At 53.3% G+C, this 19,227-nt stretch carries 16 protein-coding genes; 15 read left to right on the top strand and 1 reads right to left on the bottom strand.

Features of this window, described 5'->3' with window-relative positions:
- The first annotated feature begins 6 nt into the window (after positions 1–6).
- The 5 genes from CJ260_RS05755 to CJ260_RS05735 all read left to right on the top strand — a co-directional run bounded on the left by CJ260_RS05755 (position 7) and on the right by CJ260_RS05735 (position 4,694).
- Positions 7–450 carry a hypothetical protein gene (locus CJ260_RS05755; protein WP_095629522.1) on the top strand — a complete coding sequence of 148 codons (444 nt, stop codon included), beginning with the start codon at positions 7–9 and terminating at the stop codon, positions 448–450.
- Between the two features lie 41 nt (positions 451–491).
- On the top strand, positions 492–1,235 hold the full coding sequence (locus CJ260_RS05750; RefSeq protein WP_095629521.1) for an alpha/beta fold hydrolase: 744 nt from the start codon (positions 492–494) through the stop codon (positions 1,233–1,235).
- Between the two features lie 95 nt (positions 1,236–1,330).
- Positions 1,331–2,311: an asparaginase gene (locus CJ260_RS05745; protein WP_095629520.1), complete on the top strand. Its 981-nt coding sequence runs from the start codon at positions 1,331–1,333 to the stop codon at positions 2,309–2,311.
- A 113-nt stretch (positions 2,312–2,424) separates the two neighbouring features.
- Entirely contained in the window at positions 2,425–3,480 is a 1,056-nt protein-coding gene (locus CJ260_RS05740; RefSeq protein ID WP_095629519.1) for an S-layer homology domain-containing protein, read from the top strand.
- 26 nt (positions 3,481–3,506) lie between these two features.
- The gene (locus CJ260_RS05735; protein WP_095629518.1) at positions 3,507–4,694 is read left to right on the top strand and encodes an S-layer homology domain-containing protein; all 1,188 of its coding nucleotides are present in this window, start codon (positions 3,507–3,509) and stop codon (positions 4,692–4,694) included.
- A 67-nt stretch (positions 4,695–4,761) separates the two neighbouring features.
- Here CJ260_RS05735 and CJ260_RS05730 read toward each other — a convergent pair whose 3' ends face one another.
- Positions 4,762–5,433, bottom strand: a complete 672-nt coding sequence (locus tag CJ260_RS05730) for an HAD family hydrolase (RefSeq protein WP_095629517.1) — start codon at positions 5,431–5,433, stop codon at positions 4,762–4,764.
- Between the two features lie 179 nt (positions 5,434–5,612).
- Here CJ260_RS05730 and CJ260_RS05725 point away from each other — a divergent pair, with 179 nt between their 5' ends.
- From CJ260_RS05725 to CJ260_RS05680, 10 genes are all read left to right on the top strand, one after another.
- Positions 5,613–7,592 (top strand): LPO_1073/Vpar_1526 family protein, encoded by a 1,980-nt coding sequence (locus tag CJ260_RS05725; RefSeq protein WP_095629516.1) that lies wholly within the window; start codon positions 5,613–5,615, stop codon positions 7,590–7,592.
- A gap of 12 nt (positions 7,593–7,604) precedes the next feature.
- Positions 7,605–8,477 carry a UTP--glucose-1-phosphate uridylyltransferase GalU gene (galU, locus tag CJ260_RS05720; protein WP_095629515.1) on the top strand — a complete coding sequence of 291 codons (873 nt, stop codon included), beginning with the start codon at positions 7,605–7,607 and terminating at the stop codon, positions 8,475–8,477.
- Between the two features lie 254 nt (positions 8,478–8,731).
- Positions 8,732–10,261, top strand: coding sequence for a TonB-dependent siderophore receptor (locus CJ260_RS05715; protein ID WP_095629552.1), 1,530 nt, complete (start codon positions 8,732–8,734; stop codon positions 10,259–10,261).
- Positions 10,262–10,263: 2 nt separating this feature from the next.
- On the top strand, positions 10,264–13,641 hold the full coding sequence (locus tag CJ260_RS05710; RefSeq protein WP_095629514.1) for a TonB-dependent siderophore receptor: 3,378 nt from the start codon (positions 10,264–10,266) through the stop codon (positions 13,639–13,641).
- A 303-nt stretch (positions 13,642–13,944) separates the two neighbouring features.
- Positions 13,945–14,160 carry a 50S ribosomal protein L9 gene (locus tag CJ260_RS05705; protein ID WP_087478022.1) on the top strand — a complete coding sequence of 72 codons (216 nt, stop codon included), beginning with the start codon at positions 13,945–13,947 and terminating at the stop codon, positions 14,158–14,160.
- Positions 14,161–14,186: 26 nt separating this feature from the next.
- Complete coding sequence (locus tag CJ260_RS05700; RefSeq protein ID WP_087478023.1) at positions 14,187–14,528, top strand: HMA2 domain-containing protein; 342 nt, start codon at positions 14,187–14,189, stop codon at positions 14,526–14,528.
- Positions 14,529–14,530: 2 nt separating this feature from the next.
- Positions 14,531–15,193 carry an HMA2 domain-containing protein gene (locus tag CJ260_RS05695; protein WP_095629513.1) on the top strand — a complete coding sequence of 221 codons (663 nt, stop codon included), beginning with the start codon at positions 14,531–14,533 and terminating at the stop codon, positions 15,191–15,193.
- A 1-nt stretch (position 15,194) separates the two neighbouring features.
- Positions 15,195–17,282, top strand: coding sequence for a cation-translocating P-type ATPase (locus CJ260_RS05690; RefSeq protein WP_095629512.1), 2,088 nt, complete (start codon positions 15,195–15,197; stop codon positions 17,280–17,282).
- A 214-nt stretch (positions 17,283–17,496) separates the two neighbouring features.
- Positions 17,497–18,234: an ABC transporter ATP-binding protein gene (locus tag CJ260_RS05685; RefSeq protein WP_087478026.1), complete on the top strand. Its 738-nt coding sequence runs from the start codon at positions 17,497–17,499 to the stop codon at positions 18,232–18,234.
- Complete coding sequence (locus CJ260_RS05680; protein ID WP_095629511.1) at positions 18,234–19,151, top strand: SufD family Fe-S cluster assembly protein; 918 nt, start codon at positions 18,234–18,236, stop codon at positions 19,149–19,151. The genes CJ260_RS05685 and CJ260_RS05680 overlap by 1 nt, the downstream gene beginning before the upstream one ends.
- Positions 19,152–19,227: the final 76 nt, after the last annotated feature.

Raw genomic sequence — 19,227 nt, 5'->3', positions numbered from 1 at the left:
GATACCATGGATATATTTGACGGCAGACTCTTAAATTACGTCATTCCCATTATTATGATTATTTTGTTTTCTCTGCCCGACGCCATGCGTAAAAAACGGCGCTATCCGAAGCGTCAGACGCCGCCGGCAGAGAAAAGGCAGCAGCCTGCGCCGGCTAAGAATGAACCGGAGCCGGTCCGAACGGCGCCACGCCGCGTTCCCATACGATCGCGAAAGGTCAAGGCGCCGGCAGAAGAACCAGCTGCCGCCATTCCTGCCGCTGCGGCACAGCTGGCGGCATACGCCGCGTCGCTGCCGCCTCAGCCCAAATCGGCTGCGCCGGTTCGGCTGGCCAAGACAAAAACAGAACCGTGGAGCGGCCTGACGCCCGAAGCACGGGATCTTTACGCCGGCCTCGTATGGGAAGAGCTGCTGCAGCCGCCATTGGCCCGCCGCCGCAACCGGCGCTAAGGTCCTCCATCGGACATAATGAGATAAAGTGAGGATAGGATATGATACGAGAAACTCGAATTAATATAGACGGCATTCCGGCCCTGCAGATCACCTGCGGCGATATGCCGAAAGGCGTCGTGCTGTTTTATCACGGCTGGACGTCGCAGAAGGAATATCAGTCCGTCCGCGGCCATCTACTGGCAGCTTACGGATACGACGTGCTCATTCCCGAAGCCGTAAACCACGGCGAGCGCGGCCCCATCGACTACAACAGCCCTGCGTCGTACGGTGAATTTTGGCAGACGATTTTTCAAAATATCCGCGAAGCGCCGTCGATCATCAAGTACATACGCAAGTGGCGGCGGCATGTGCCGTGCGCCGTCATGGGCCATTCTATGGGGGCCTTTACGGCCTTGGGCGTCATGGCTCACTATACCGAATTCCGTACGGCCGTAGCCCTGAACGGCTCCGGCTGGTGGGATGAATCGGACCGCCGGTTCCGGGCGGCGCTCCACATCGAAAAGCCGAGAAGCTACCGCGTGCTGGCCATGCAGATTCAGGCCATGGACCCCTACGCCTATACGCATAAGCTGGCCGGCCGCTCCGTCCTGGCTCTTAACGGCGGCGCCGACGACGTCGTCGACAATAAGGCTCAGGAGCTGTATATGGAGAAGCTGGCGAAAGACAGCCAGGTTATCAGCCGTTACGGGACGTACGACGGCCTGGGCCATTTCGTGACGACGAATATGATGGGCGACGCCGTGCAATGGCTGGATGAAGCGCTGGCTGTTCCCGTGAGGTAGCCGGCTTGCGGAAATACACTGAATCATGGAAAAAGACTGGGCGTCTGTGCGATGCCGGTCTTTTTTCATATAAAGACGATTGGAGGAAATTATGTATGGCTTTGCCTAATATATACATCGTAGCCTGCGGCGGGACAATTGCCGGAAAGGCGGCGACAGAAGAAGATTTGACAGGATACACTGCCGGAGCGGCGACGATAGACGAGGTGCTGCAGGCTGTGCCCGCCGTTCATCAGTATGCCCGGATTCGGGGCGAGCAATTCTGCAGCATAGACAGCTCTGATATGAGCGAAGGGCTGTGGCTGGCCTTGGCCGCCCGGGTGCAGGAGCTGGCCGGCAGGGACGACGTAGACGGTATCGTCGTTACCCACGGCACCGATACGATGGAAGAAACGGCGTATTTTCTGAATCTGGCCGTCCATACGGAAAAGCCCGTCGTCTTCGTCGGCTCCATGCGTCCGGCGACGGCTATCAGCGCCGACGGTCCCTTAAATCTGCTGGAAGCCGTGCAGGCGGCGGCCCAGGCCGAAACGGGCCGTTACGGCGTCGTCATCGTCATGAACGGGACGATTTGCAGCGCCCGGTTTGTAGAAAAGACCGATACGACTCACGTCGACACCTTTAAAAGCCGTCAGCTCGGCTATATAGGACTGATGCAGGACGGAATGCCCATGTTTTATCAAGCCCCGCTGCGCCGCCATACCTATGAGTCCGGCTTGTCCTGCAGCGGCTGTGCCGCCCTGCCGCCCGTCGTTGTTGCCTACGCCTATGTTGGCATGGAACGCTGGATAGAATCCCTCATCCCGCAGGACGTCTGCGGCCTCGTGCTGGCCGGCTTTGGCCACGGCCGCATGCCCGGAGCCGTATGGCAGTCCCTGCAGAAGGCAATGAAAGAGGGCCTCGTCGTCGTGCGGGCCAGCCGGACCCTGGGCGGAGCCGTTACGCCCGTAGCCGAATACGAGGGCACGATCTGCGCCGATACGCTGACACCGCAGAAGGCGAAAATCCTGCTGCAGCTGGCCCTGCTCAAAACGAGGAATATCCAGGAGATCAAAGAGGCCTTCCGGGAATACTGATTGGCCAAGGACGGCCTATTCCCTATTCGTTTTGAGTGTGATAAAATAAAAAAGATATGAGAATAACGTATACAGCGATGCTGTGAATTATATAGTGACAGGAGAGATGCACGATGAAAAGATATGCGAAAGTTTTTATAACCGCCGCCCTGGCTGCCGGCCTCAGCACGGCCGCTTTTGCGGCGAATAATGCGTCGCAGCTGACGGATATCGACAATTACTGGGGAAAAGCTGCCGTACAATATTTCTATGACCGCCATTACGTCAGCGGCACGGACGGAAAATTCCGTCCCAACGAGGACATTACCCGCGAAGGCATTGCAGCGATTATCAACAACATGATCGGCGAAGATTCGGCGGCAGTGACGACGGACTTTAAGGATGTCAAAGGCCGCTGGTCCGAACGGGCGATTTCTTCTCTTGTCGATAAGCAGATTATGAGCGGCTACAGCAACGGCACCTTCCGGCCGACGCAGAAAATCACGCGGGAAGAGTTCGCCGTTATCGCCTACAATTACATGAGCTATAAAGGCATGGCTACGACGGGCGAGCAGACCGTCCCCTTCGCCGACGAAGCCAAGATTTCTCCGTGGGCTAAGGAAGCCGTCAACGCGATGGGCGCGGCAGGCTACATGACGGGCTCCAACAACGTCTTCAATCCGAAGGAATACGTTACCCGCGGCGAAGCGGTCAACGTATTGTACCGCATCGTCATGACTGCCGATTCGGCCCAGGCTGCGGCGCCGGAAGCGACGCCGGAGGAAGCGTCCCTGGAAACGAAGGTATTTAAGGATATTACAGAGGCCTATGGTTCGATTAAGAAATTTGCCGGCGACGGCATTATGTACTGGCAGGGCGATACGCTCCACATCGGCGTGAAGACGCAGAAGAATAAGGACGAACTGGAAAGCGTCCTGGCGGCGGATAAGACCATACCGAAAAACGTCGTATACGTACAGACGGCTAAATACAGCTATGACGACTATAAGAAGATGATGTCCAAAGCCGAAGAAGTATACAGAGCTACGGAAGCTACAGATGCCGTCGTCAAGACCGACGTCGACTATCTCAATGAAAAAGTCGTCCTCACCGTACAGTCCATTTCGGAAGAAACGCGGGCCAACCTGGACGACGCCCTCGGCGGTGCGCTGCGCATCGTAGTTCAGTAAATATTGTCGCAAAAGGAGACATTTGCATGAAATATAGAGCCTTGGCGGCGGTTTTAGGCACCGCCGCTATACTATCCGCAGGCGCTGCTTCGGCAGAAGCGCCGTATACGGACTTGAACACATTGCCCCAGCGGGCTGCCGTCGACTACTTGTACGATACGCAGTGCCTGACCTTCGTTACGGGCGATCAGTTTCATCCGAATACCGTGTTGACTCGCGGCGATTTGGCCCAGCTCATTTACAACGCTGCTGCCAATATGCCGTTAGCGAATCCGGAGTTTAAGGACGTCCAGCCAGGACGGGCTGCCGACGCCATGGCGGCCGTAGCGGCCCAGGGCATTTTGACGGGCTATGAAGACGGCTCGTTCCAGCCGGATAAAGAAGTGACGCGGGAAGAATTTGCCGGCGTCCTGTACCGGTATCTGCAGTACTGCCGCCTGGCGGACGCCGACGGTGAAGTGGAAGCATACGCCGATGAAAGCGACGTATCGCCGGCTGAGCTGACGGCCGTTCAGGTGCTGCACAGCAAGAATATCATGGTGCCCGACGATAACTATTTCCGTCCGAAAGACGGCATTACCCGCATGGAAGCGGCCGAGGTCATATACCGCCTGCTCCATTCGGACGAAGACTACGTATCCCATGTGCAGGTGGAAATGCAGGTCATGAAATGCCTTAACGCCGAGTATGGCTCGGCCGTGGCCTATTTCCGGTATGGGACGATGTACTGGGAAGGCAACACCCTCGTGTTAGGTATAAAAGGCAGCCCAGGCCGGTATTTAGAAGACCGCATTGAGCATGAAGTGACTCGCGCCGACGCCGTGTCTATTCGCCGCGTCCGCTTGAGCCGGAGCGACTACGACCGCATTCTGAACAGCGCCGTCAATACGATCGTGCGGATGGAAGGCGTGCAGACCTACGTCGGCTCCATTCCTGATTACGTCAACGAACAGGTCGTCGTTACGGTCCGCCGCCCGGTAAGCGAGCAGACCCTCAAGGCATTGACCGAACGGGTGGGAGCAGGCGTTATCCGCATTGAAACCCTGGCTGCTCCGGGAAAGGCCGTCCATGTGCAGGAAAATCGCAGCGGTGACGGCGAAGGCTACGACGTGGACCGCCGCGGCCGCCGTCATGACAATATCAGCTATTCGCCCCTCGTAGACCAGGCGACGTCAAACGCTATCGCTTATGTGGAAAACGATGTAATGAATTAAAAAAGAAATAAAATGAACCGACCCTTCAACGTCAGAGTTTCAGGTCTAACGTCAAAGGGTCGTTTTTTTATGCGTTGGGGAGAAAGAGTTCAGTCAGCTCTTGGCAGGAATGGACGAGGTAATCGGGATGAAGGCTTTCTAAAAAGGACGTGTCCCGAAAGCCCCAGGTAACGAGGACTGACGTCAGGCCGGCGTTGTCCGCCGTTTCCTTATCTACTTCCGAATCGCCGACGTAGACGGCCTGCTCGGGCCGGCAGTTCAAGAGGTGCAGGGCTTTTTCTATCATGTCCGGCGCAGGTTTTTTGCGGTACTGCGGCGATTCGCCTATGGAGAAATCGACGAGCTGGCGGAAGAACTCGTCGTGGAGGAGCGATACGGCGCCTTGTCCTTTGTTGGAAACGATGGCCGTCTTGTATCCGCCGTTCCGCAGCGCTGCCAGCATGTCTGCGACGCCGTCGTAGGGACGGGTATTGCCTTGGCAGTGGGCGCTGTAATATTGCTTGAACTCTTCCGCTAACAGGGCCTGCTCGTCGGCCGGCACGGACGGAGCGGCCCGCTCGATCAATCCCGTATAGCCGTAGCCCAGGCAGAGGCGCACCTCCTGCGGAGGGAGCTCCGGCATCTGGTGGAGCCTGAATATATGATTTAGACTATGAGTCAGTTCGGACAACGTATCGAGAACCGTGCCGTCCATATCGAAGATGACGGCTTTGTACGAATGGTTTATTTCATGGGGCATGACGGCCCGCCTCCTTTGCGCAGTATACCCATAGTATACCGTTCCCGGCGGTCTTTGTCCAACGGCGATAGCTTCCTAAATTCATAGGGCTTCATCCTAAATAGGCTAGTGCTAAAATAGATGCAGTATGATACAATAGGGAAAGATATTTGATAGAGCAAGATAGAGGAGAGGTTGATATGGCAAATTTGTTACCATATGCTATTGTAGCTGGCATTGCAGTTGTCTTTTTTGTAGTATGCTATATTTTATTTTCCGGCGGCAGCTCGGAAAAGGAAGAGAAAAAAGGAAAGAACCGCCACAGCCGCGCCGTGTCCGAACGGCCTGGCCAGGGCAAGTCGTCCCTCGGGTATGACGAGGCGGAAAAAAGACGCTCGGCGCAGCCGCAGCAGCCCGCCAGGGAAGATACGGCGCCCATTCCTCGCATTTCTAACGTAACCGTGCGGGAGCGTCAGGAAAATCCCGACGAAACGGCCTTCGTGACGACGAAGGGAGAAGCCGTACGCCGCGACGGAAAAATCGTATACGAAGAACCGCATCGTCCGGCTAAGAAACAGGAACATCTCGATGCGACACAGGTATTGTCGCGCGAAGAAATATTAGAAGCCATGGATAAAATCGATAAAGAAGAAGCTGCGGCTCACAAGGCGAAGGAAGAAGAAGCCAAGAAGAAAGACATGGCTGAAACATTGCGGAGCGCCAAAGCCGCTGAACGGTCTGAGGGAGAACGGGAAGACGAAGAGGCTCCCCGCGCCGCCTTGGCCGATATGGCCGCCGTCGTAGCCGCCGATTTAGAGGCGAAATCGCAGGGCGAAGCCGCGGCGCGGCCGGGACGCCGCATCGTGCAGGAAGTCATGGCTGAAACGGCCAAGGCTGCCGCCAAAAGCGTCTCCGACGAAACGCAGGTCATCAGTCCGGCCGAGCTGCGCAGAAAGCAGGAAGAAACGGCTGCTGCGGCAGACGAAACAGTTATGTTCGACGCAGGCCGCTTGTCCGATGCTATGCGTCAGACCGGCGCGGCCCCTGCAAGCGATGAAACGGCCGTCATGCCGCCGGTACGGCAGCATACGCATAGTGACGCCGGCAACGAGACGAAGCAGCAGAAGAGCCCCTGGGGCAACGACCTGTCCCGCTCGGCGGCGAAGGCTGCGCCAATGGCCGGCCGGCCGTCTATTTGGGAAGCGGCTCCCGAAGCTGATTCGCCCTTTATGTCCCAGTGCACGGCTCATTTCCTGCGTCAATTCGGCATGGTGACCGAGGATATGAAAGCGCAGGCCGCTTCGATTACGGCGGCGGCCTTCCGCCGCATCGGCTGTCGCTCCGACGGCGAACGAAAGAAAGCCCTGTCGTCGCTGCTGGCCCAGGAAGCGCTGCAGAACGTGCAAAAGGCCTACGTGGCCCATCCGAAGGATTACGTCGCGGCGATGGCATTGCAGGCCTTTGCCGATATCGTGCAGGGCTCGCCCGTTTCGACGCGCCATCTCGTTGCCGTCGACGCGCTGAAAATCATGCCCTACTTGTCGGATAACCACTATAAGATACTGTCTGTCCTGCTGCTGTTCCTGTATTCGCGCAATTCCCACAACGTCGACGCCGAAACCTTCGGCCAGTACATCGACAAGTACGTACTGCCCTTCCTCGACGGATTCCCGACGGAACGGCCCTATTACCAGCAGCTCGATTATCTCCACTGCACGGCCTTTGAAGGCAAGGAAACGCACTTTGCTGAAATCCTGGCTGATTCGTATCCGCTCTTGTTCCGCTACCGCGGCTTTACGGAAGAGGAACTGCGCAAGGTGCTGAAGGGAACGCCCATGCCGGCGGAATATATCGTCCGTTCCTTCAATTCGCCCCTGGTGAAGCTGGCTATGATCGACGAAAGCATGGCGACGCGGTTCTTCCGCCTGGCCGGTATTTCCGACAGGGCCATGCAGTCGCAGCTGCTGCGGCTGGCGAAAAAACGGCCTGCCGGCTTCGGCGGCGAAGAAGCCTTGGATATCATGGAAGATATTTCGCCGGTACTGGCCGATTTGGGCGACATTTGGGACAGCACGATGCTGCGCATTTCCACCTTGTCGCTTTTAGGCTTGTATTTAGCGCAGGGATATATCAAGGAACAGATCGGCGAAGAATTCGATTTGTCCCGCTGGTTTGAATAAGGAGGATCTGCTATGAAGAAAATTCGCAAGGCCGTCATACCGGCTGCCGGCTTCGGCACCCGTTTTTTGCCGGCGACGAAGGCTACGCCGAAGGAAATGCTGCCTATCGTCGATAAGCCGACGATTCAATATATTGTAGAGGAAGCCCTGCAGAGCGGTATCGAAGAAATCCTGATCATCAGCGGTCACGCCAAGCGGGCCATCGAGGACCATTTCGATACGAATCCGGGCCTGGAAATGCATTTGGAAAGCCACGGGCAGGAGTCGCTGCTGAAGATGGTCCGCAGTATTTCGGAAATCAACATCCACTACATCCGGCAGAAGCACATGCGCGGCTTAGGCGACGCTATCTTGTGCGCCCGGTCCTTTATCGACGACGAACCCTTTGCCGTCCTTCTCGGCGACGACGTCGTATACAATGAAACGAACCCGGCTCTGCGCCAGATGATTGACATTTATAACGACTTAGGCGCGACGATTTTGGGCTGCCAGGAAGTGCCCTTGGAGAAAGTATCGTCCTATGGAATCGTAGCCGGCGTTCCCGTCGAAGGAAAGAATGTCCTGCGGGTTACGAATATGATTGAAAAGCCGTCTGTCGAAGAAGCGCCGAGCCGTACGGCCGTCCTGGGCCGTTACATCATTACGCCCGACGTCTTTGAAGTGCTGGCCCGCACCGAACCGGGCAAAGGCGGCGAAATCCAGCTGACCGACGCGATTCAGACTATGGCGTCGCGCGAAGCCGTATACGCCTACTGCTTTAAAGGCAAACGCTACGACGTAGGCGATAAGCTGGGCTTTTTAAAGGCGACGGTTGAGTACGCCCTGCGCCGTCCCGATTTGGGCGAGCCCTTCCGGCAGTATCTGACGGATTTGATGACAAAATAAACGAATGATAAGTAAGACGGAGAGCATCGTGCGGTGCTCTCTATTTTTTTGCAGCCGTTTTATTTTTCCTGGGATATGGGACGGCATATCTTTTTATAAATTCTCATTATTTGTTATTGGCTATTTGGGCTGTTTTTGTGTCGGATAGGAGTGGAAAATGTATTTTTTTACATGGTATTATAGAAAAGGATTTTCGAAATCATTTATTATATCTATATGAAATACCTTATAGTTACAGGAAGGGGAGAATGCAGATGAGACACAAAAAACGCTACGCCTTGCTGGCCTGCGCTATTACGACGTGGCTGTCCTTGCCGGCTTTCGCCGCAGAAACCACCGGGGGAGGGAGCAGCGATGTCACTATAAAGGATGTCGTCGTTGAGGCCGACCGGGCGAAAGAAGAAGCCAAGTACGAGTCGCAGCAGACGACGATTATCACGGCCGAAGACATCGAAAAGAAACAGGCTAAATCTGTCGAGGAGATTATTTTCAATGAAACGGGCGTGACCCGCACGGTAGACGCTATGGGCCGCGTCGGCGTGTCGATCCGCGGGGCCGAGCCGCGCCATACGCTCATCCTCATCGACGGCCAGCCCGTCATGGGCGACGTGTCGAAATACAGCGGCCAGGGCGACGAACTGCAGCGCCTTGGTACGGAAAACGTCGAACGCATCGAGATCATCAAGGGGGCAGCGTCGGCAAAATACGGTTCCGATGCGATTGGCGGCGTTATTAATGTCGTAACAAAACGGCCGCAAAAAGAAGCTGGATTTCAATTCAATGTGGAAGGTCGCCGCGCCAAAGGCGACAGCGATCTGTTTCCGTATCAGAACGTATTTCTTCGTGCCGATTCCGGGCAAGTAGGAAAGTTCCGTGCCGCTGTATATGGCAGTAAGCGGGATATTATGCCTGTATATGAAACGGCAACGTTGGAAGATACGGATGGAACCGGAAGATTTATGCGTAATTCCTTGCGGTATTATGGCGATATTAAAAATATCGGCTTTATTGGGACATATGATATCAATGACCGTAATGCCATTGATATCAATATAGATCGAACAACAGAAGATTTAGAACGATATGTTTGGTATTCTGAATCGGGACCGCAGCAGCAATTTAAACGCGATGTGACCCGCGATAAAACAAGCTTGACATACCGCGGGAATAATGGCGGCAGCACAGATTGGAATATTAGCTATAATTATTCAAAATTGACAGAAGACGATATATCCTTATCTTCTTTTTCCGGAGCCTCTTCTTACGAGGGGAAAAATACACTGGAATCTATCGATGACTTGGAACATAAGCAGTGGAATGTTGACGCGTCGGCCAACACGCAAATCAATGACGACCATTTGCTCTCCTATGGTTTTGGTTTTTCCCAGGAAACGGCAGAAGGCAGCCGCATAAAAAATGCTCCCCAGTCTTATTTGCGCTCTATTGATCCATGGAATTATGATAAAAATCTCCAAAATATGACAACGATAGACGAAGAAGGGAATCTGGTTTATACCAATGAAGGGGCGTCTAACGTTCACGCGTATAAAATGTCCTTTGATGAAAACGGATATCCGTATTGGGATAAAAATTACGAATATTATGGAAGCAGTACAGCTCCGGCATTGACGCAGGAGGACTACAATCGTCTTACGAATAATGGAACCAATCCAACTGGATTATATACAGCGACGGGCGATGATTTAGAAAAAATAAATCAGTTTGCCAGCCAATTAAAGCAAGAGAATAGTGCGTTTGCCGATTATGACTATACCAAGTACTAATTATGGCTTATTATAATCCTTCTTTATATGGCACTGCATTTCCTTTAACGTTAAATGGAAAGAAGTTTATGGAGGAATATAATAAACGCAATAATACTGTAGAAGTAGGTCAGGCTGAGTTAAAAAAACAGTACTTCTTTCTTCAAGATACATGGCAGGTAAATGATCGGACTATATTGTCACCGATTGTCCGTTTAGATCATAGCGATTTATTCGGTTCGGAAGTCACCTTCAATATTGGGTTGACGCATAATGTAGGCGGAAAAACGTCCCGACGCTTTAAAGCTAACATCGGCACAGGATATACTGCCCCTGGATTAGGCGAGCTATATTATAATTGGGAGATGTATGGCGGCACGCCGGCCGGTACGGTAGAGGGGATCGGCTCTGAAGTCGGACGCCTCGGATATTATTGGGTAGGAAATCCTGATTTGAAGCCGGAAAAATCTGTCAATATGGATATAGGCTTTGAATTGGAAAGCGGAAAAACGGCAACGCGGTTTAATGTCTTCCATAATAAGATTACGGATTATATGACGACGTACTTCACGGGAGCGCTCATGGATTTTCATCCCGGCGATTCGACATTTAAATGGCTGCAGCCGCCCGATATGATATATAGCTTTAAAAATATTGGGAAAGCTGAGATTACCGGCGTAGAAGCAGAGCTAAATCATCAGTTTAATGATCATTGGTCGGCTCATTTGGGGTATACTTATCTTCATGCCATAAACAAGAGCGATCCCGACATGCCGCGGCAGCTTCTCGACAAGCCGCAGCACAAGGTTGATATCGGCCTGACCTATGAAAACAAGGGTTGGCGCGCGTCTCTGTGGGGAAATTATTATATCAACATGCTGGACAGCAATTCTATTGCAGGAAACGGCAATTATATGCAAAGCGACAGCAATGGGACGCATTACTTTTTTGAAGATAGCGACAAGATATCCTATCAGAAAAAGACCTTTGGGCTGTGGAACCTGCTGATTCAAAAAGAACTGTCTAAGGATTCGTCGGTCTACTTCGGCATCGACAACCTGTTTAACCACCGCGACGACGACCGGGCTCTGATGGAACGGGTCTATAAGGTCGGGGCCAACTTCAAATTCGGCCCCGACGCCCATACGATGTCAAAAGAACTGGATAAAGCTGTCGGCGAGGCCGAAGTCGCGCCGGAAGAAAAGAAAATCAAGCTCCAGACGGATTGGTTCATCCAGCGGCCCTTCGATGTCGATAAAACCGAAGGCGTCGAAATCATCGGCGATTACCGCGCCCGTTGGAATTCCTTTACAGGCCAAAATAAGCCGGAAGCTCGTGTTGCGGCGACATCCAGCGTTGGGACAGCTGAAAAGAATATATTAGAAAAGGCTGGACACGGCTTTGAACAGCGCCTGCGCTTAGGACTGGACGCCCGCATCGGCGAAAATACGAACGTCACCGTCCTCGGCAGCGCCTCCGGCATGAGCGGTGTCGATACGCAGTACGATATTTCCGATTCTAAAGGGCTGAACCATCAGCGCTTGGAAACTGTCGACGTGACCCAGCACGCTAAGAAATGGGACTTCTCCGTCGGCCGCCTGACCGAGCCCCTGGGCGTTACGGGCTACTGGTTCGGTAAGGAATACGACGGGGTCCGAGCCGTATGGACGAACGATAAGACCCAGGTGCGGATCGGTTACGGCGATTTCAGTTCTAGTACGGGCATTACCGATTCTGCCTATACTCATGCGACGATACAGACCTTTTTCCGTGCGCCGACTAAAGCAGAATGGCTAGGCTATTCGGGACAATTTGGTAGTCAGTATACAGATGGCTCAATGACAGTTACAGACGATAGTGGCAATGTTGTATATGAAGGGCTGTATCAAAAGTTAGCCAACGCATCGTCTCCCGAAGAACAAGGAGAGATTATTTCCCAATATTTGCAGGTTATTCAAGAAAAGAACCCAGATATGTATGAGGAGATTGCGGGTTACATTGATCGCTCTTTAACTCAAGGAATCGGGCCTGTAAATACCTATGCATGGGAATTAGTAACCGTAACGGATAGTCAAGGAAATAGCCGGCAATTTTATAATCTTATCAATACCTCGAGCACTTTTGCTAATTCTGATGGGGTACAATTAACTGCAGATGATTTAAAGGACATGCAGGCTGTTACAGATAAGACAGAAGCCGTATGGGAGGACAGTAAAAATCAATTTGAAGTAACCGTTGATAATGGAAAAACTACACAGATTAACAACTCTCATACGAATATTTTGACGCCAGGAAGGTATACAGTCACTTCTGAGTTTTTAGGATATGGCAAGTATACTGGAAATATCGTATTGCAAGAATTAGGCCGTGCCAGCTTAGATAAAGCCAATCAGTATCGCTTTTATACACAGGCCATCGCTGTAGAAGATGTGCAGGATGGAGAATTGATCATTTGGGGTAAGGATGATACTGCAGCAGAAAAGGCTAAAGAAATGGCGGGTCAATCATTATGGAATCCGGATAACGCATTGCAGCGGTTAGACCGTAACACTGGTATAGACGGTGCAGCTGTGGAGACGGGGTATTCTACCCATAGCAAGATCGGAGTGCTTGCCCGAACATTTATTACCAGCATAAATACGGGATGGAATCCAGAAAATGGAAGCTCGCTGCCGCTGCAGGAAACTCTTGCTGGTGCTGTAGGCGGAGTAGTAAAAGTTACAGGTACCGTCCTCGTGCAAGACCAGATCCCGTCTATCGAACGGGCGGCCTTTGCCCAGGTCAAGCACCAGTTTGGTGATAACTTCGGCGTACAGGCCTGGTATCTGCGCTCTCTCAACGACGATACGCACTCCATCGCCTACGCCAACGGCGACCATAACGACGTGGCGTCTTTCGACGAGCTGGCTAACGTCGTCGGCGTCGGCGCGACGTACCGCCTGAACGACAAGATCCGCTTCTCCTATGAATGGGGTCAGAACCGCACCGATTTCGGCCGCTTCATGAACGGCCATACGATATACCGGCACGAATCCGGCACGTCGGACTTCGACATTGCCGGACGGGCCAACGGCGGCACGCCGCGCTTCTGGGTCGCACGCATCGACGTCGGCCATGCCGATACGGATGTGCCGGGCAGCTGGAACGCCTTCGCCGATTACAAATATTTCGAACACGGTTCGTTCTTCGGCGGCAACGGCACGGAATCCCTGCCGGACCGCTATCTCGACGGTATCAAGAGCTTTACCATCGGCGGCGGCTACGTCCCGGCGAAGGATTTCCTCATTGAAGCCTTCTACACCTTCGGGGCCAAGGGCATCGGCAAGCGCGATACCCTCTACGGCAGTGAAAGCTTCGAATTAGGCGACTACACGCGCTTGCAGGTAACGTACAAGTTCTAAGGCAATAACTGAGTCTGACGCAGTATATCTGCCGTCGGCCGCCTATGGACAACTTCATATTCTTTTACCAACATCAGGTTTCCCGCGTTTTGCGCAACCTCCCCTTCCGCGCGACGAGAGCCTGTGTTGATATACAAAACCCAGCCCGGCCATGAAGTCGCATACCTTTATGGTCGGGCTGGGCTGCTGTTTTTAGTATTAAATAAAATAATTATTATCAAAAATATTTACATCGGCCTTCGTTTGATATATAATAACTTTGTAATAAATATCAATATCTGTTTTTCAAAGGAGAGGTTGGCTATGTTTCAGAACAGCGATTTTTGGATTGGCTTAGGTATTGGCGTCGTCGCCGGCGTATTTGGGTATAAACTGCTTACAGAACGGGAGCAGCAGCTGTTGGCCCTGCAGCAGCCGGCAGCCGGGACGGTTACGGCCGATGTGCCTTTGGCTGAATTACAGCGTCAAAAAGAAGAATTGGAAGACTTGATTGCGGCGCAGGAAGCAGCGGCAAAATAAGAAGCGTTATAGAAAAGACTGTCGCCATGGCGGTGACGGTCTTTTTTACACTGGTAATCATTGATAAGAAGGGACGGCTTACTCACGTGCTTCCTGTATCGAAATGGGATTTTATCATCCGCGCTGTGCGCATTTCATCGTATCTTCCGGGGCGCATCCGCTTGTACAGCCGCAAGCTGGTCGGCAATGCGGAGCTGGCCGGAAAGATATATGCCTATGTGGCCAGCTATAGGGAAATTGATAAGGTAGAAATCAATATTGTTACCGGTTCCGTGCTGATTTTGTACAGGCCGCAGGCGCTGCGGAGCAATGCCGAATTGGCCCGGGTGGAACAGTATATCATGAACCATGCGGAAAGGAGAGGTTGATTATGTCTTATGCTTCCGGATTTATGTTGGGAGCTTCTATCGGAAAGGCGATTCATAACATGGTGTCCGGCGGCGGATTTTCTCCAGCCGGAGGAAGGGGCAAGGGAATGGGAAAACAGGCTGCCAATCCTCCCTATGCGGCTCCGGCTATGCCTGCCGCGCCTGTCAGACCGAATATACCGGCTTTTGCCTGTGTATCTTCTACACGGGGCCGACGCCGATATCGGGCTGCCGCATTAGTGCAGAATCAGCCACTGGCCGAGCTTCTGCAGCAGGCTCTCGGCAGTTTGCCGGCGGCGCGGCGCGTGGAAGTCAATGCGGCGACAGGGAGTATTCTGGTATGCTCGGATAATGAAGGGGCTCTGGATGCGTTGGAACGTTATTTAGGGGAACGTATTTTTCCCGCTGTTCCGGCTCCGCCGTATGTGCCGGCGCCTGTGCAGACGAAAACGGCTGCGTCGGCTTATACGGATGTGCTGTATGAGACGCTGAATTTCTTGAATTCTGCCGTATCGCAGAAGACGGCCAACGTCTTTGATTTGCGTTCCCTCTTGTCTCTCTTTTTGGCCGTGCGGGGCATGCGCAAGATGATCGGCCAGAATCAGCGCCCGTCGGGACCGCAGATGCTGTGGTGGGCTACGTCGTTGATGAGGGGGCGGAGATAAGATGTATACGTGTTGTACCCTGCCGCTTCACAGCGTGCTGCCCCTGCGCATGCGCTCTATCCTGAGCGTCAAGCTGCGCCAGATTCCCGGCGTGGCTGCCGCCTCGTCTGACGAGCAAAAGCTGACCATATACTACCAGGGGAAGGTGGATCTGCGGATTATCCGCATGTTGGTCCGCTCCTTTGAGCAGAAATACGGAAAAGCTAAGGAAGATAAAAAAGAATGGGACGTAGCGGCATACCGGCGCGAAGCCATTATTTCTGTCGGCGGCTTTATCGCCATGAATATTTTACGCAAAACGAATCCGGAATTTTACGACGGCATTCTCCTGTTCCGGCGCTTGTTTACCTTATTTATCGCCCGGCGGTTTATCCAGAACGGCGTCATGGGCGTTATCCGGGACAAGCAGGCTAATGCCGATACGCTGACCGCTACGGCTGTGGCCGCGTCCGTCCTGGCTGGCAAGCCCGAATCGAGCCTGACCTTGCTGGCCCTTTCCAATGGAGCGGAAATGCTGACGGAATATGCTGCCGAACGGGCGCGCCGCCAGATTTCGGGCCTCTTGAAGCTGGATCAGCGGGACGTATGGCTCGTGGAAAATGGCCGGGAACGAAAGGTCCCTGTCGACTCACTGAAGGTAGGCGATACGATTGCCGTCCATCTGGGCGAAAAGATCTGTGTGGACGGGAAAGTCGTCGGCGGGAATGCGGCAGTCAATCAGGCCTCCATTACGGGCGAATCGAATCCGGCTATCAAGCAGCCCGGGACCTTTGTATATGCCGGCAGCGTCATCGAGGCCGGAGACCTCGTCGTCAAGGTCGAAAAGGTCGGCGCCGATACGTCGCTGGCCCAGATTATCCACTTGGTCGAAGAGGCGCAGACCCGCCGCGCGCCAGTGCAGAATTTTGCCGATAAGATGGCCAATATGCTCGTTCCTATTTCCTTTATCGGCGCGGCTATTGTCTATGGTGCGACGAGGGACTGGCAGCGCGTGCTGAACCTGCTGTTCATCGACTTCTCCTGCGGCCTGAAGCTGTCGACGGCGACGGCCATTTCTGCGGCCATCGGCATGGCGGCCCGCAAGGGGATTCTCATTAAAGGCGGCAACTACATCGAAAATCTGGCCGATATCGATACGGTTGTCCTCGATAAGACCGGCACGATTACCATGGGCGTACCGCAGATTGCCCATATTTCTACGGTTCCCGGCGTAGGCGAAAAGGAAATGATTTTACTGGCTGCGTCGGCGGAAATGCACTCCGTTCATCCGCTGGCCGTAGCGGTGCAGAAATACGTCAAGGCTCACGGCTGGGACGTACCGCATCACGATATGTCCGAAACGGTTGTAGCCCGCGGCATGAGGGCCTCCGTGCCTCCCTTTGAAGACTTTGCCGGCGGCGACGTCCTCGTCGGAAGCCGCCGCTTCATGCAGGAAGAAGGCGTGCAGGGCATGCCGGAAAAAAGCGACAAGTCATGGGGAAAAAATCTGCTGTTTGTCGCGCGGGACAAGCAGTATATCGGCTGCCTGACGATTGAAGACCCGGTTCGCCCGGCTATGAAGAAAACCCTCAATCAAATGCGCCGCATCGGTGTAGACGAAGTCATCATGCTGACTGGCGATTCCAAGGAAGTGGCGGCAGAAGTGGCCCGCGAAATGGACATTGATTCTTATCATGCTGAAATACTGCCGGAAGATAAGGCTAATTACGTCATGAAGCTGCAGAAGCGGGGCAGCGTCATGATGGTCGGCGACGGCATCAACGACGCGCCGGCACTGGCCTTTGCCGATATCGGCGTCAGCCTGGGCGGCAACAAGACGGATATAGCGGCTGAATCGGCAGCTATTACGATTCGCTCCGAAGATCCGGGAAAATTGTATGATGCATTGAAGATTGGCCGGCAGACCATGAAGGTCATCAATCAGAATTTTACGGCGACGATTGTCGTCAATTCAGCGGCTATGCTTCTCGGCGCGCTGGGGCGCATCAGCCCCTTATGGGCCGCAGTCATCCACAATACAGCGACGCTGGCCGTCGTATTGAACAGCGTGCGCATTCTCGGCGTGTCTCGCCGCATGGTGAAAGCGTAATTTTATCCTGACATATAAGCTCCTTTGTTCTGGGAATTCCCTGCAGTTGGTACAGTGAATCAGCTGCAGGGAATTATTTTTTATCTGCCGGGGTGGAGAAACAATTTTATCCGGAATTTTATATTTTTTTATGTATACATCACCATATTAGTATGATATACTACTGTATGAATGACGAAAGTCAGTCCTAACCATTAAAGGAGTGAAAGAATACATGTTAGAATTACGCCATGTATCGTTTTCCGTTCCCGACGAAAATGGTACGAAAAATACAAAGGAAATTTTAAAAGATATCAATCTGGTCATCGACGAACAGAAATTCGTCGTCATTACCGGCCCGAACGGCGGCGGCAAATCGACGCTGGCTAAATTAATCGCCGGCATTGAAAAGCCGACGAGCGGCCAGATTTTCTTCAACGGCCAGGACATTACGGACTGGGACATTACGAAGCGGGCCCAGAACGGCATCGGCTACGCCTTTCAGCAGCCTGTGCGCTTCAAGGGCATCACCGTCATGGACCTGCTCTGTCTGGCGGCGGGCAATAAGAAGCTCGACAAATGCGTCGTCTGTCAATACCTGTCCGAAGTCGGCCTTTGCGCGGAAAATTACATCAACCGCGAAGTGGACGCGTCCTTGTCGGGCGGCGAATTGAAGCGCATTGAAATCGCTACGATCGTAGCCCGCAAGAACACGGAGCTGGCTATTTTTGACGAACCGGAAGCAGGTATCGACTTGTGGAGCTTCCATAAACTCATCAAGGTATTTGAAAGAATGCACGATCAGAAGCAGTCGATTCTCATCATTTCCCATCAGGAACGCATTCTCAACATTGCCGATGAAATCGTCCTCATTGCTGACGGCACGGTCCGCAAGGTCGGCACGAAGGAAGAAGTTCTTCCCGAATTGATGGACGTCGTAGGAAACTGCAAGTTTTATAAGGAGGAAGACTGATGGATAAGTATCAAGAACATTTGCTGGAAGTCATCGCCGATTTGCATGGCATTCCTGAAGGCGCATATAATATCCGCTCGAACGGCCAGAGCGTCGGCCGCGCTTCAACGGCTCATATCGAAATCGAACCGCAGAAGGACCGTCCGGGCATCAACGTGTATATTAAGCCGGAAACGCAGCACGAAGCTGTGCACATTCCCGTCGTCCTGAGCCAGGCCGGCCTCAAGGACGTCGTATACAATGATTTTTACGTCGGAGAAGGGGCTGACGTCGTCATCGTCGCCGGCTGCGGCATCCACTGCGGCAGCGACGACGGCTCGCAGCACGACGGCATTCATACTTTCCATATCGGCAAAAACGCCCGCGTACGCTACGTAGAAAAGCACTACGGCGACGGGGACGGCAAGGGCCAGAAGATCATGAACCCGGAAACCATCGTCCATATGGAAGAAGGCAGCTATATGGAAATGGAAACGACGCAGATCAAGGGCGTCGACTCGACGAAGCGCGTCACGAAGGCGGATTTGGCAGCCAGCGCGACGTTTATCGTCAAGGAAAAGCTCATGACCGACGGCGCGCAGTTTGCCGAAACGGAGTTTGAAGTCGAACTGAACGGCAAGGATTCCAGCACGGATGTCGTATCCCGCGCCGTTGCCCGCGGCACGTCCCACCAGATTTTCCGGGCCAAGGTCATCGGCAACGCCCAGTGCCACGGCCATTCGGCCTGCGACTCCATCATCATGGACGACGCCAAGATTTCGGCGATTCCCGAACTGACGGCCAACGATACGGATGCAGCCCTGATTCATGAAGCGGCTATCGGCAAGATTGCCGGCGAACAGCTGACCAAGCTCATGACATTAGGCCTTACGGCAGAAGAAGCGGAAGAAATGATCATCCAGGGCTTCTTAAAATAATAAACGCAAGATAAGCCAGTCTTTCCCCGCGAGGGAGAGGCTGGTTTTTGCATAGGCGGAAAGAGTAGGCAAAGGA

The organism is Megasphaera sp. ASD88, assembly GCF_002287425.1.
GTDB classification, from domain to species: Bacteria; Bacillota; Negativicutes; order Veillonellales; family Megasphaeraceae; genus Megasphaera; species Megasphaera stantonii.
Note: the sequence above shows the minus strand (reverse complement) of the source record. Positions and strands in the feature narration are given on the sequence as shown.

What these genes read in the sequence shown, in the direction of transcription:
- CJ260_RS05710 (WP_095629514.1), top strand. Translation starts at nt 10,264, where the DNA reads ATGGCTTATTATAATCCTTCTTTATATGGCACTGCATTTCCTTTAACG.
- CJ260_RS05690 (WP_095629512.1), top strand. Translation starts at nt 15,195, where the DNA reads ATGTATACGTGTTGTACCCTGCCGCTTCACAGCGTGCTGCCCCTGCGC.
- CJ260_RS05740 (WP_095629519.1), top strand. Translation starts at nt 2,425, where the DNA reads ATGAAAAGATATGCGAAAGTTTTTATAACCGCCGCCCTGGCTGCCGGC.
- CJ260_RS05700 (WP_087478023.1), top strand. Translation starts at nt 14,187, where the DNA reads ATGGCGGTGACGGTCTTTTTTACACTGGTAATCATTGATAAGAAGGGA.
- CJ260_RS05745 (WP_095629520.1), top strand. Translation starts at nt 1,331, where the DNA reads ATGGCTTTGCCTAATATATACATCGTAGCCTGCGGCGGGACAATTGCC.
- galU (WP_095629515.1), top strand. Translation starts at nt 7,605, where the DNA reads ATGAAGAAAATTCGCAAGGCCGTCATACCGGCTGCCGGCTTCGGCACC.
- CJ260_RS05725 (WP_095629516.1), top strand. Translation starts at nt 5,613, where the DNA reads ATGGCAAATTTGTTACCATATGCTATTGTAGCTGGCATTGCAGTTGTC.
- CJ260_RS05705 (WP_087478022.1), top strand. Translation starts at nt 13,945, where the DNA reads ATGTTTCAGAACAGCGATTTTTGGATTGGCTTAGGTATTGGCGTCGTC.
- CJ260_RS05715 (WP_095629552.1), top strand. Translation starts at nt 8,732, where the DNA reads ATGAGACACAAAAAACGCTACGCCTTGCTGGCCTGCGCTATTACGACG.
- CJ260_RS05750 (WP_095629521.1), top strand. Translation starts at nt 492, where the DNA reads ATGATACGAGAAACTCGAATTAATATAGACGGCATTCCGGCCCTGCAG.
- CJ260_RS05735 (WP_095629518.1), top strand. Translation starts at nt 3,507, where the DNA reads ATGAAATATAGAGCCTTGGCGGCGGTTTTAGGCACCGCCGCTATACTA.
- CJ260_RS05730 (WP_095629517.1), bottom strand. Translation starts at nt 5,433, where the DNA reads ATGCCCCATGAAATAAACCATTCGTACAAAGCCGTCATCTTCGATATG.
- CJ260_RS05755 (WP_095629522.1), top strand. Translation starts at nt 7, where the DNA reads ATGGATATATTTGACGGCAGACTCTTAAATTACGTCATTCCCATTATT.
- CJ260_RS05685 (WP_087478026.1), top strand. Translation starts at nt 17,497, where the DNA reads ATGTTAGAATTACGCCATGTATCGTTTTCCGTTCCCGACGAAAATGGT.
- CJ260_RS05695 (WP_095629513.1), top strand. Translation starts at nt 14,531, where the DNA reads ATGTCTTATGCTTCCGGATTTATGTTGGGAGCTTCTATCGGAAAGGCG.
- CJ260_RS05680 (WP_095629511.1), top strand. Translation starts at nt 18,234, where the DNA reads ATGGATAAGTATCAAGAACATTTGCTGGAAGTCATCGCCGATTTGCAT.